This window comes from Hymenobacter sp. UYP22, assembly GCF_040547285.1.
Lineage (GTDB): Bacteria > Bacteroidota > Bacteroidia > Cytophagales > Hymenobacteraceae > Hymenobacter.
The window spans coordinates 40,819-53,478 of record NZ_JBEPPK010000012.1 but is presented as its reverse complement, the minus strand read 5'-3'; the positions used below and the strand labels follow the sequence as shown (position 1 = coordinate 53,478).

General features: G+C 60.7%; 8 protein-coding genes. 3 read left to right on the top strand and 5 right to left on the bottom strand.

Going from position 1 to position 12,660, the window contains the following annotated elements; genetic code table 11:
• Positions 1-19: 19 nt before the first annotated feature.
• Positions 20-793: a DUF1573 domain-containing protein gene (locus tag ABIB60_RS16840; protein ID WP_354581550.1), complete on the bottom strand. Its 774-nt coding sequence runs from the start codon at positions 791-793 to the stop codon at positions 20-22.
• A gap of 252 nt (positions 794-1,045) precedes the next feature.
• Between ABIB60_RS16840 and ABIB60_RS16835 the strand changes: the two genes are divergently transcribed.
• A complete protein-coding gene (locus tag ABIB60_RS16835) occupies positions 1,046-3,469 on the top strand; it encodes an alpha-ketoacid dehydrogenase subunit alpha/beta (RefSeq protein WP_354581548.1) in 2,424 nt (807 codons plus the stop codon).
• Positions 3,470-3,557: 88 nt separating this feature from the next.
• Here ABIB60_RS16835 and ABIB60_RS16830 read toward each other — a convergent pair whose 3' ends face one another.
• Positions 3,558-4,100: a hypothetical protein gene (locus ABIB60_RS16830; RefSeq protein WP_354581546.1), complete on the bottom strand. Its 543-nt coding sequence runs from the start codon at positions 4,098-4,100 to the stop codon at positions 3,558-3,560.
• A 117-nt stretch (positions 4,101-4,217) separates the two neighbouring features.
• Between ABIB60_RS16830 and ABIB60_RS16825 the strand changes: the two genes are divergently transcribed.
• Together ABIB60_RS16825 and ABIB60_RS16820 are read left to right on the top strand one after the other, a co-directional pair.
• Complete coding sequence (locus ABIB60_RS16825) at positions 4,218-5,219, top strand: long-chain-fatty-acid--protein ligase (RefSeq protein WP_354581544.1); 1,002 nt, start codon at positions 4,218-4,220, stop codon at positions 5,217-5,219.
• Positions 5,220-5,381: 162 nt separating this feature from the next.
• Positions 5,382-7,703, top strand: a complete 2,322-nt coding sequence (locus tag ABIB60_RS16820; protein ID WP_354581542.1) for a heavy metal translocating P-type ATPase — start codon at positions 5,382-5,384, stop codon at positions 7,701-7,703.
• Between the two features lie 56 nt (positions 7,704-7,759).
• Here ABIB60_RS16820 and ABIB60_RS16815 read toward each other — a convergent pair whose 3' ends face one another.
• The 3 genes from ABIB60_RS16815 to ABIB60_RS16805 all read right to left on the bottom strand — a co-directional run bounded on the left by ABIB60_RS16815 (position 7,760) and on the right by ABIB60_RS16805 (position 12,406).
• Positions 7,760-8,263 (bottom strand): DUF421 domain-containing protein, encoded by a 504-nt coding sequence (locus tag ABIB60_RS16815; RefSeq protein WP_354581540.1) that lies wholly within the window; start codon positions 8,261-8,263, stop codon positions 7,760-7,762.
• Between the two features lie 100 nt (positions 8,264-8,363).
• Positions 8,364-9,542, bottom strand: coding sequence for a sigma-54-dependent transcriptional regulator (locus ABIB60_RS16810; protein ID WP_354581538.1), 1,179 nt, complete (start codon positions 9,540-9,542; stop codon positions 8,364-8,366).
• 224 nt (positions 9,543-9,766) lie between these two features.
• The gene (locus ABIB60_RS16805) at positions 9,767-12,406 is read right to left on the bottom strand and encodes a membrane or secreted protein (RefSeq protein ID WP_354581536.1); all 2,640 of its coding nucleotides are present in this window, start codon (positions 12,404-12,406) and stop codon (positions 9,767-9,769) included.
• Between the last annotated feature and the right edge of the window lie 254 nt (positions 12,407-12,660).

Here is a 12,660-nt window from a genome sequence, read left to right as displayed (position 1 = left end):
AAAAGGAAGCTGGCTGCTCTTACTTGAACGGAACCGAGGCGCCGCTTTCCTTGACCATGCTGCCGCCGTTCAAATCCTGCACCACCAAGGCCTTCAGCGTCAGCTTGGCGTCGCCGGTTATGTCGTTGCTGGTGATTACTACAGGCTCAGCTTGTTCGCCCAGCTTGCGCTGGCTGTATACCAGCTCCACCACAGCGCTTTGGCCGGGCTTGATGGGGGAGGGCACGTTTTTGTAGCCCACACAGTAGCACTGGGAGGTAATGGCGCCGAGCACCAAGTCCTGCTTGCCCGTGTTTTTCACCGTGAACCGGGCTGCTACCGACTGGCTGGCTTCCATCTTGCCAAAATTATGCACCGTGCGGTCCAGCGTCAGGCGCGGCGACTGCGCAATCTGGGCCGGCGTGAGCGAGGATTTCATCTGCTCCTTGTTCAGCACATTGCCCTTGATGGTGAGCACCGTGCTGGGCGTGCTGGCGTTGCTGGTTACCGTTACGGTTTTGTTGAAGATACCGGGGCGGCCGGCACTGCTGTACACGGCCTTCACAATACCGGTTTTGCCGGGCAGCACGGGCGTTTTGGTCCAGTCGGGGGTGGTGCAGCCGCAACTGGCCTGCACGTTGGCAATGATGACGGGCTGATTACCCGTGTTTTTGAAGCGGAACTCATGGGTGGCCAGGGTACCTTCCGGTATGCTGCCAAAATCATGGAGCTCTTTTTCGAACGTGAGTACGCCCTGGGCCTGAGCACCCACGGCTACCAAGGCGGTAAGCAGAAGGGAGAAGAAGTATTTCATGGAAATAGAAGTTTAGGAGTCAGGAATCTAGGAGCTAGAAGTCAGGAGTGAGGAGCTGGAAGGCAGAATAGGCATTGCTCCTGGCTTCTGAATCCTAGCTCCCCACTCCTCCAAAGATAGCCACAAAACCACCTATCACCGCATCGGCGGCAAATCCGTACTTTTGGGAGCCCGTTAACCGGCCGGGCACTTTCCCACCCCGTTTTTGTATTGCCGGTTCCCATCCACCCGCCCGCTACTACTCCCGTTTTTATGTCCACTGCCGAAACCGCCGCCGACGTGCCAACCAGCGTCGCCTCCCTCAGCAAAGAAGACCTGCTCCGCGACTACCGCCTGGGCTGGGAAAGCCGCCACGCTTCCCTGGCCGGCCGCAAGGAAGTATTCATGGGCAAGGCCAAGTTCGGCATCTTCGGCGACGGCAAAGAAGTGCCCCAGCTGGCCATGGCCCGCGCTTTCCGGGCTGGCGACTGGCGTGCGGGCTACTACCGCGACCAGACGTTTATGCTGGCCATTGGGGAGCTGACGCTGCAGCAGTATTTTGCCCAACTCTACGCCCACGCCGACGTGGAGGCCGAGCCCAGCACCGCCGGCCGCGCCATGAACGGCCACTTCGGCACCCGCCACCTCGATGAGGACGGTAACTTCAAAAACCTGGCAGAAAGCAAAAACTCTTCCGCCGATATTTCGCCCACCGGCGGCCAGATGCCCCGCCTCGTGGGCCTCGCGTATGCCTCCAAGCTGTTCCGCCAGAACCCCGAGCTGCACCAGTTTTCGCAGTTTTCGGTGAACGGCAACGAGGTAGCATTCGGCACCATCGGCAACGCCAGCACCTCCGAGGGCATGTTCTTCGAGGCCATCAATGCGGCCGGCGTGCTCCAGATTCCGATGCTGGTGAGCGTGTGGGACGACCACTACGGCATTTCGGTGCCCGCCGAGTACCAGACCACCAAGCAGAATATCAGCGAAATCCTGAAAGGCTTCCAGCGCGAAGGCGAGGGCCAGGACGGCTTCGAGATTTTCCGGGTGCGCGGCTGGGACTACCCCGCCCTCATCGACACCTACCAGCGCGCCACTGAGGTGTGCCGCACCCAGCATGTGCCCGTGCTGATTCACGTGCAGGAAGTAACCCAGCCCCAGGGCCACAGCACCTCCGGCTCCCACGAGCGGTACAAGAGCAAGGACCGCCTGAGCTGGGAAGAGGAGCACGACTGCCTGCGCAAGCTGCGCCAGTGGCTGCTAGTAGAAGGCCACGCCTCCGAGCAGGAACTTGATCAGATTGAAACCGAAGCCAAGGAAACCGTGAAAGTGGCCCGCACGGCAGCCTGGAGCGCATTCTTCAACCCCATCAAGCAGGAGGCTACCGAGGTAGTGGAGCTGCTGAACCGCCTGGTAAAGGAAACCGGCACCGAAAACCAGCTGCACGAGCTGGTGGAACCGCTGGCCCACAATCCGGCTCCCATCCGCGCCGATTTGGTGCGCACCGTGCGCCGTGCCCTGCGCCAGGTGCGGGGTACCCGTAGCGCCGCCCGCCGGGAGCTGCAAAACTGGCTGGAGCAGGCTCTGGCCGAAAACGCGGACCGCTACAACTCCTACCTGTTCAGCCAAAGCGAGGAAGCCATTGGCAATATTGAAGAGGTGAAAGCCGTATTTGCCGCCGATGCCCCGCAGGTGGACGGCCGCGAAGTGCTGCAAGCCTGCTTCGACGCCAACTTCCAGCGCGACCCGCGCATTTTCGCCATTGGCGAGGACGTGGGCCGCATCGGGGACGTGAACCAGGCGTTTGCCGGCCTCCAGGAGAAATTCGGGGAGCTGCGCGTGACGGATACCGGCATCCGGGAGTGCACTATTGTGGGCCAGGGCATTGGCGCGGCCATGCGCGGCCTGCGCCCCATCACCGAAATTCAGTACCTCGACTACCTGCTCTACGCCATTCAGATTCTCTCCGACGACGTGGCTTGCCTGCAGTACCGCACCAAAGGCGGCCAGAAGGCCCCGCTGATTGTGCGCACCCGGGGCCACCGCCTCGAAGGCATCTGGCACAGCGGCTCACCCATCCAGATGATTCTGGGCTCTATCCGGGGGATGCACCTATGCGTGCCGCGCAACATGACCCAGGCCGCCGGTTTCTACAACACGCTGCTGCGCTCCGATGAGCCGGCCATTGTGATTGAGTGCCTGAACGGCTACCGCCTCAAGGAGCGGATTCCGCAGAACGTGGGCGAGTTCACGCTGCCGCTGGGTCAGCCCGAAACCCTGAAAAAAGGCGATGACCTGACCATTGTTACCTACGGCTCCATGTGCCGCATTGTGCTGGATGCCGCCAAGCAGCTGGAGGAGGTAGGCATTAAAGTGGAGGTGATTGACGTGCAGACCCTGCTGCCCTTCGACGTGGACCACGTTATTGCCGACTCCCTGCAGCGCACCAACCGCGTACTGTTTGCCGATGAGGACGTGCCCGGCGGCGCTACGGCCTACATGATGCAGCAGGTGTTGGATGAGCAGCAGGCTTACCGCTTCCTTGATTCGCAGCCACGCTGCCTCGCGGCCCAGGCCCACCGCCCGCCCTACGGCTCCGACGGGGACTACTTCAGCAAGCCCAACGCTGAGGATGTGTTCGATGCCGTGTACGAAATGATGCAGGAAGCCGACCCCAAGCGTTTCTCCGCCATTTACTAACGCCATAAAAGCCGTTCTGCCGGCTGCTCATCACTACCAAGCGGAGTGATGCGTAGCCGGCAGAACGGTTTGAAGCGGCAATGTACGATTAGGGCTGAATGGTGATGGGCGTAGTCAGAACTTCATTGCTGACGTTGAGGGCCCGGTCCTTGATCTGCACTTTAAAGCGCAACACCGTACCCGTCTGGATGAAAGGTGGCGACTTGAAAAGATCAACGGTATAGTTGATGTCGCCCTTTAGCGGGGCTTTCCGGTCGCCCTGTTCCTCGGGGCGCAGGTAGGGGTATTGCCCACTATAACCAGGGAAGCGCTGCGTGAAGTTGAAATCCTCGAAATTACCGCTGGAATTGCGCAGCTGCAGCGTGCATACGTAGTTGTAGCTGTCGGGGTTATTGGATTGAGTTGGGTCAATTTCGCTGGTACGGATGCCTAGGTCCCCATCCCCGTCCTTGTAGCCAACGGTAATAACGAGCTTATCATAGGTCCCTCTCGTATCCGTGACACGCTCCTGCGTGATGTTCTTGAACTCAATTTCCGGCGTATCAGGGTAGTCGGGCGGGCTGATGCAGGAGCCGAAAGCCAGCGCAACAACTGGCAGGAAAGCATAACGAAGTGTACGAAGTATGAGCATACAAAGCCAGGATATACAGCCGGAGGGCAAAGCCCCGATGGACGGGAAGGTACAACATCTGAACGAACGAAGCGCGGGCCACATTGTTCTATGCTTCGCTAACCCTTGCTGCCCCGAATGAGTTTCCGCCACCACCACCTTGAGCAGCTCCCTACGCTCACCAACGAAACGGCTCCCGCTGCCGCGCTGGAACTGTTTCGCTACCAGGCCCAGCACTGCCAGCCCTACGCCGCATACCTGCACGCGCTAGGCTGCCAGCCTGAGCAGGTGCAGCAGCTGACCGACATTCCATTTCTGCCCATTGAGTTTTTTAAAACCCAGGACGTACGCACCGATGCCGCCGACTGGACCCCTCGGGAAACGTTCCTGAGCAGCGGCACTACCCGCCAGAGCCGCAGCCAGCACTTTGTGCGCGACCCGCAATTGTACCGTCAGCACGCGGCCCGCATTTTTGAGCAGTATTACGGCCCCCTTTCGGGTTGGACGGTGCTGGCGCTGCTGCCGTCGTATCTGGAGCAGGGCAACTCCTCGTTGGTGGCTATGGTGGAGCATTTCGCCCAGGTATCGGGTCAGCGGGAGCCGGCCTTTTTCCTGCACGACCACGCGGCGCTTGTGGCGGCCCTGGCGCAGGCCAAGCAGGATACGAGCCGAAAAGTGCTGCTACTAGGAGTGAGCTACGCCCTGCTCGATTTTGCGGCTGCCTACACCGGCCGGCCGGAGCTGCAGGGACTCACGGTGCTGGAAACCGGAGGCATGAAGGGCCGCCGCCGTGAAATGATTAGGGAAGAACTGCACGCGGAGCTGCAAGTAGCTTTCGGGCCGGCCGGCATTCACTCCGAGTACGGCATGACGGAGCTGCTGGGCCAGGCCTATAGCTTCGGCGACGGCCGGTTTCACGCCCCACCCCAGCTGCGGGTGCTGCTACGCGACCCTTCCGACCCGTTTTCAGTGTCGGCAACCCGCGCCGCCGGGGCTATCAACGTCATTGACCTGGCCAACGTGGACAGCTGCGCCTTTATCGAAACCAAAGACTTGGCCCGCCTGCACCCGGATGGCTCCTTCGAAGTGCTGGGCCGCCTCGATAACTCCGACGTGCGCGGCTGCAACCAGATGGTGTAAGCTCTCGGCCTTCACTCCGAGCACCGGCGTGAGTAGCCAGCCTCGGAGCGACGGCGTGAATGTTGTACCCGTGGCCAAGCAATTCTGCACATCCATTCGGCAGGCGAGGCAGTTATCTTGTGGAAGGATCGGTCGTCGATCCTGCAAGCCGATTTTCCGCTTATGCAATCCTCTAATTCGTCCCAACTGCCTATACCGGAGCCGGCCGCTACCTCCGAAGCTACCCGCACCGATATCCTGAATATTGAGGGTATGACGTGCGCATCCTGCTCCAACTTCGTGGAGCGGGCCCTCAGCCGCACGCCCGGCGTGCAGCGCGCTACCGTCAATCTGGCTTCCGAAAAGGCCACCATCGACTACTTGCCCTCCCAGATTGACCGCTCCGGGCTGAAGGCAGCGGTGGAGCAGGCCGGTTACACGGTGCATGAGCCGGTAACGGCTCCCGCGGCCAGTGCGCCGCTCGTCAAAGATGAGGAACTGGAGGAGCGCAAGGCCCAGGCCTACGCCCATCTGCAGCGGCGGTTTCAGGTGGCAGTAGGGCTGGCCCTGGTAATTATGCCGCTGAGTATGCTCATGCTCTGGCCTAACCTACTGAGCCGGATTTCTACCCCGCTGCTCAACTATGTGCTGCTGCTGCTCACGCTGCCGGTGCTGCTCTACAGTGGGCGGGAGTTTTACGTGGCCGCCTGGAAAAACCTGCGCCACGGCACCGCCAGCATGGATACCCTCATTGCTGTGGGCACCGGCGCGGCCTTTCTGTACAGTTTGGCTGCCACGGTAGCCCCCCGTTTCTTTATGCGACAGGGGCTTATGCCGGAGGTGTACTATGATACCACGGCTACCATTATTGCCCTGATTCTGCTGGGGAAGGTGCTGGAAAGCCGGGCCAAGCACCAAACGTCGGCCGCCATAAAAGCCTTGGTGGGCCTGCAGGCCAAAACAGCCCGCGTACTGCGTAATGGGCAGGAAGTAGATGTACCCATTGAGCAGGTGCAGCTCGGCGACGAAGTTCTGGTGCGCCCCGGCGAGAAAGTAGCCACCGACGGCATCATCCTCAGCGGGCAGTCCAGCCTGGATGAGGCCATGCTAACTGGGGAGAGTCTGCCGGTGGAAAAACGGGCTGGGGACGTGGTATTTGGGGCCACGCTCAACAAAACCGGGGCCTTCCTATTCCGGGTAACCAAGGTGGGCGCCGATACTGTACTGGCCCAGATTGTGCGGTTGGTAGAGGAAGCCCAAGGCAGCCGGGCACCCATTCAGCGCTTGGCCGATAAGGTAAGTGCCGTGTTTGTGCCGGTCGTTATTCTTGTTGCCATCAGTACGTTTGCCGTGTGGTTTGCGCTGGCTGAGCCGGGGCAACGGCTGCCTCTGGCCCTGGTTAACTTTGTGGCGGTACTGATTATTGCCTGCCCCTGCGCGCTGGGTTTGGCTACGCCCACGGCCATTATGGTGGGTACCGGCCGGGGTGCCGAGCAGGGCGTACTTATCCGCAACGCTGAGGCGCTGGAAAAGGCTTACCAGGTGAACACCGTGTTGCTGGACAAAACCGGCACCATTACGCGCGGGGAGCCTGCCGTGACAGATTTTGTAAAGGGGGCCGGACAAGTGGAAGCGGAGCTGCTGGCCTTACTGGTGGCGCTGGAACGGCAAAGTGAGCACCCGCTGGCAGAAGCCGTAGTGCGCTACGCTGAAGCAACCAAGGTCAACGCGCTGCCAGTAACCGATTTTCGGGCCTACGAAGGCCGGGGCGCGGGCGCTACGGTGGCGGGCCGCGCAGTCCTGATAGGTAACCTGCGCCTGCTCACGGAACAGGCAATCCAATTAAGCCCGGAGATGCAGCAGGCCGCTAACCAGTTGCTGACGGAGGCCAAAACGGTACTGTACGCCGCCGTGGATGGAGAGTTGGTGGCGGTGTTCGGTGTGGCCGATACTGTGCGGGAAACCTCAGCGGCGGCCATCCAGCGGCTGCAGCAACGGGGCTTGGAAGTGGTGATGATGACCGGCGACAATGCGCAAACTGCCGCGCGGGTAGCGGGGCAAGTGGGCATCAGCCGGTTTTTTGCCGATGTACTGCCCCAGGACAAGGCCGGTAAAGTGAAGGAGCTGCAGGCCGAAGGGCGGGTGGTGGCCATGGTCGGCGACGGTATTAACGATGCGCCCGCCCTGGCCCAGGCCGATATTGGAATTGCCATGGGTTCGGGCACGGATGTGGCAATGGCCGCCGCCGACATCACCCTGATGCGCTCCGACTTGCAGGGAGTAGTAACGGCCATCGGCCTCTCGCGCCAAACCATGCGCACCATTCGTCAAAACCTGTTTTTTGCCTTTATCTACAATACGTTGGGTATTCCGGTGGCAGCGGGCCTGCTCTACCCGTTCACCGGCTGGCTGCTTTCCCCCATGCTGGCCGCCGGGGCAATGGCCCTCAGCTCCGTTTCGGTGCTGCTAAATTCCCTGCGGCTGCGCACGTATCACATCAACTAGCCGCTGCTATTTTCTGCTCACCAACGGTTGCCCGCCGGGCGTTTTTAGGGCCGAATCTACTCGGGCTTTTTGATTACGGTGATGGTTCCATCATGCTCCAGGCGTATCTTTTCCAGGTTGCTCAGCTCGTCAGTATTGGCTGCTGCGCGGACGCCGGCGCGTAGCTCCGCCTCACTCACGCTGGCCTTGCGCAACTCGTGCTGATGAATGGTGCTTCCCTCGGCCAGCACAGAATCGGTGCCCTTCACAATCCGGCGCAGAGCAGGGGAGAAATACAGAGCGTAGGCTAGTATCCGGTGCACGCACACCAGTGCGGCGGCGGCGGCAAACGTAATGCCCATCGGAGCATCGGCAATGATAACGCGGCTGAGCAGGGCTCCAAACATAAACTTGACCACCATATCCAGGGCACTGTTGCCGCCAAACGTGCGCCGGCCCGAAAGCCGCAGTAGAATCAGGGCAACCGAGAATACCAGCACTGTCCGGGCACAGGTTTGCCCAACGGTAATTGTCTCAGCCGTGGCCTGCATGCCTAGCAGCTCATCAAAAAAGGAAGTCATACAGAATGGAGCGGAAAGCACGTAAACAAAACCCCGAACAGCTGGGCTGCCCGGGGCTTCTACTACGCAAACCAAACCTCTACGGCTGGTTTTGCCAGGCTCACTTACCCGCAAAAGCGCGGGCGTCTGCCTCCATAATGGTGTCGTCACTCATAATTACCAGCCGCTCTACCACGTTGCGCAGCTCCCGGATATTGCCGCGCCAGTCGAGGTTTTGCAGGTACTTGAGCGCGGCGGCATCTACCTTTTTGGGCTTGTTGCCGTACTCCTGGGCAATGTCCTTGAGAAACTTCTCAATGAGGGCCGGAATATCGTCGCGCCGGTCGTTGAGGGCCGGCACTTGGATAAGGATAACGGACAGGCGGTGGTACAAGTCCTCGCGGAAGTTTTTGTCGGCAATTTCCTGTAGCAGGTCCTTGTTGGTAGCGGCCAGCACGCGCACATTCACCGAAATTTCTTTTTCGCCGCCCACGCGGGTTATCTTATTTTCCTGCAGTGCCCGCAGCACCTTGGCCTGAGCCGAAAGGCTCATATCCCCAATTTCATCCAGGAACAGGGTGCCGCCGTCAGCCTGCTCAAACTTACCGATGCGCTGCTTTACCGCCGAAGTAAACGAGCCTTTCTCGTGCCCAAATAGCTCCGACTCAATCAGCTCGGAGGGAATGGCGGCGCAGTTTACTTCTACCAGCGGCCCATTGCTGCGGTTGCTGAGCTCATGCAGCTGCCGGGCTACCATCTCCTTGCCCGCGCCGTTGGGGCCGGTAATGAGCACGCGGGCATCGGTGGGAGCTACCTTCTCAATGGCTTTGCGCACCGCCGAAAGGGCTTCCGAGTCCCCAATCATTTCCGAGTTCTTGGCTAGCTTCTTCTTAAGCGTCTTGTTCTCGGTGCTGAGCTTGGTGGTTTCGGTGGCCAGCTTGCTGTGGTCGAGGGCGTTGCGCACGGTTACCAGCAGGCGGTTCAGGTCTGGCGGCTTCTGCAGGAAATCGTAGGCGCCTTTTTTGGTGGCATCCACGGCCGTTTCCACGTTGCCGTGGGCCGATACCATGATAAACGTGGCGCCGGGAGCCAGAATGCGGGCCCGCTCCAGCACCTCAATGCCGTCCATCTTGGGCATCTTCACGTCGCAGAGCACCACGTCGTACTTGTCACGGATAAGCATATCGAGGCCGGTGGGGCCGTCCTCCGCCTGATCTACCTGGTAGCTTTCGTATTCGAGGATTTCCTTCAGCGTATGCCGAATGGCCTTTTCGTCGTCGATAATGAGAATGCGGGGCATAGAAAGAACAAAAGTGTAGGCCGCGAAAGGTACAAAACGTGCCGCTCTGATGCAGGGTTATGTGGCAGTATCCGGTCCGGCGGCTGCAAGCCATCAGGCCGGTTGTTGGTAGCTGAAGTTGTTAGGTACCGGACGCACGTCGTCGTTCAGGCGTTGTCGTTCAGGCGTTGTCGTTCAGGCGGCAACCGGCCCGACGGGCTCTGCCCGCCGAACCGGACGTTCGATTACCGCAGCTCCACTGATTCAATATCCAGGTACGGCCGCTCTGCAGATCCGGAAGCGGCAGCCGGGCCAAGCAGAATCTGCAGCACTTCCACTTGCGCAATTGGCAAGGCCGGGCCAACGGGAGCAGCAGGGGCATACATCGGCAGAAAGCTGGGGTACGGGCGCGGCAACAGCGCCTGGGCCCCGGGCCGGAACGCTGCCAGCGGTACCCGAATTTCCTGTAGTTCGGAACCCACTTCTACTTCGACCGTGTAGGCGGCGGCGTCGCGGGTGGTGAGTACGAAGCGTACGGAGCCGGCCCCACCGCTACGGCGGGCACGCAGCACCAGTTCGCGGAAGTTGCCGGTTTCCGGGGCCCGGGCAGCCAGCCGGTCGCCGAAGTAAGCCCGCAGAAACGCCACTGGCGCGGCAGCATCGAAGAAGGCTGGTGGGTTAGCGGGCGTGGGTGCCTGGAGCAGCCGCAGGGCCAGGTGGCCGCTGCTGGTAGTCACGTAGTCCGTCCAGCCCGCGCCATTTACACCGCCTGTTTCAACCCGCTGCTGGTCCTGAGCAGCCTGGAACAACGGGAGTGGAGCCCCAGCTGGTACGATGGGCGTTTCCCAGTGTTCTTGGGGAGAGTAGTCCCAATTGCGGGGGCTCCCGGCATAGCCGCCGGGGAAGGTAGTAGTTTGTTGGTGGTGCTTCACAACTACCCAGTAGCGCAGCAGGCCGGGATAGAGCAGCTCGGTGGGCACGGTAGCCTCAGCAGTCGTCAGGGTAGGGCGGCGCATGGGTATTGTGCGCGTCTGCCCGTAGAAATGCTGGGCAATCAGTAGTACCGAATCCGCCGCTTCTACCCCGGCCAGGGTGGCACGGAGCACTGCCGGCTGTCCAGCTGGTAGCTGGTCCGGAGCCGTATGCATTACCTGGGCCGGCAACTCCGTGGCCGCTGGAGCCACAAACTCGCCCAGCTTGATGGCTCCCAGTTGAGTTTGCGCTGTGTACGCAGCGGTGTTTTTGCCCCGAGCGGCCACCACGTACACGCCGGGCCGGAGCGCCACCGTGCCGCCGTTGGCCTGGCCCTGAAAGGTGTTGCCCTCATTCAGGCCCCGCACCGTGAAGTCAGCGCCCAGACCGGGCAAGCTGAGGCGCAGCGGCTGGGTATTCCAGACGATGCGGGTGACGGGTTGGCGCAGGGAGGTTTTGGCGAATGGGTCGCGCACCTGAATGGCATCGGGCATCACCTCCAGCCGCCATACGCCGGGGGCCAGCTGGTCGAGGAAGTAGGCCCCGGTGCCCTGGTACTGCACCAGGGGCGAGGAGCCGGTACCGGCCACCCGGCGCAGGGTCGCCGGCTTGCGCGGGGCGGTAGTGGTGGTGCTGGTGTAGTAGAACTCCTCCGACGTGTTCAGCTCACTCAGGCCGTTGCAGTAGCTCACCCGAAAATTGCCGAACGTGGAATCCTGGGGGTAAGCCTTGAACTGTTGGTTGCGCTTCACCTGCCGGAATACCTTACCCGCAATCAGCAGACTGATGGCTTTGGCGGGCGTGTAGGCCAGGTTGAGGTAGTGCGTCTGGTACTCGGTGTTGGCGTAAGCCAGGGCTAGTGGGTCGTAGGCAAACTGAGTGGCCCACTGGAAACCGGCGCTGCGGAAGCTACGGGCCATGAGCGGGTACATCACCGGCTGCAGAATATCGGCCGATTCAAACTCGTACACCAGCCGGGGCTTATCAGCAAAGCGCGGGTCCTGAGCATACGGAATCGGGTATTTCTCCACCAACGGCAGCAGATTGCCGCGCAGCGTGTGTCCGTTTACCAGCGCCGAGGGGTACCACTGAAACGTGAAGCCCTGCACCGGGCTGCTCAGAATGGCGTTAGCCACGGCCGGGCTTTCGGCCAGGTTGTAGAAGATGGGCTTGGTGTAGCCTGTGGAGCGCATGGCCGCTACCATCCGCTGCACAAATTCACTTACTTCGGCCTCGGGCTGGCGGTAGTGGGGCTCGTTGCATACTTCGTAGGCAATGATATCGGGGTCCTCGCGGTTGAGCAGGCCGGTGTACTGGTTGCGGTGGTTGAGGAACTGCCGGAGGTAGTTTTCCTGGGCCCGAATAGCGCGCGGGTTGTTATAGGCCCGGCCCTTGGGGTAGATGGCCGAGAAGCCGGTCTGGGCCGTGTCGGGTTCGGGGTAGCCGTTGCCCCAGTAGGCTATGGGCGTCAGCACTGTTTTGATGCCGCGCTGCTTGAGCCGCTGCAGCAGGTAATCGAGTAGGCGCAGATGCTCATTCTGCAGCACATTGCCCAGTGTATCGGAAATTTCTACATCCCAGACGTGTACCCGAAACGCATCAATGCCCAGCCGCGAAAGGTGGTACACGTCCTGGTCGATGCCCTGCTCGGGCGTGACGCCCAGGCGGCGGTGGGACCGGTAGGAGTGAGCAAACGGCGTAGTGTAGTTCACCCCGAACAACGCCACTTCTTGCTTCGAGCCCCGCCAGCGCAGCACCCCGGTCCCGTCCACGTACACGTCGGCCGTTTTGGGCGGAGCTTTTTGAGCGAGGGCCGGGAGGGAAATCAGCAGCGCAATCAACCAGCCAAAGCCAGCCAGCACCAGTGGCCAGCGGCGGGAAGACCCGGTTACCACACGTATAGAATCAGCCATTATGCAAACGTTTGTGTATGCGAAATAACACTATTTAGCCCGATTTTCCAGGATACTATGACTAGAGGTGGAAGTGATTATCCTCCTTAAGAAATGTCGCGCATCAGGCGGGTGTGGTGTTGGAGTGGGTAATAATCGGTGAGTCCCGGTAAGAATTAGCTCTAAGGCCTGTGCTGCCATTCGGCAACCGCGCCTGGCCCGCACTCGTCTGATGCGCGACATTTCTTAAGGGGGAATCACGTCTAGCTATTGCT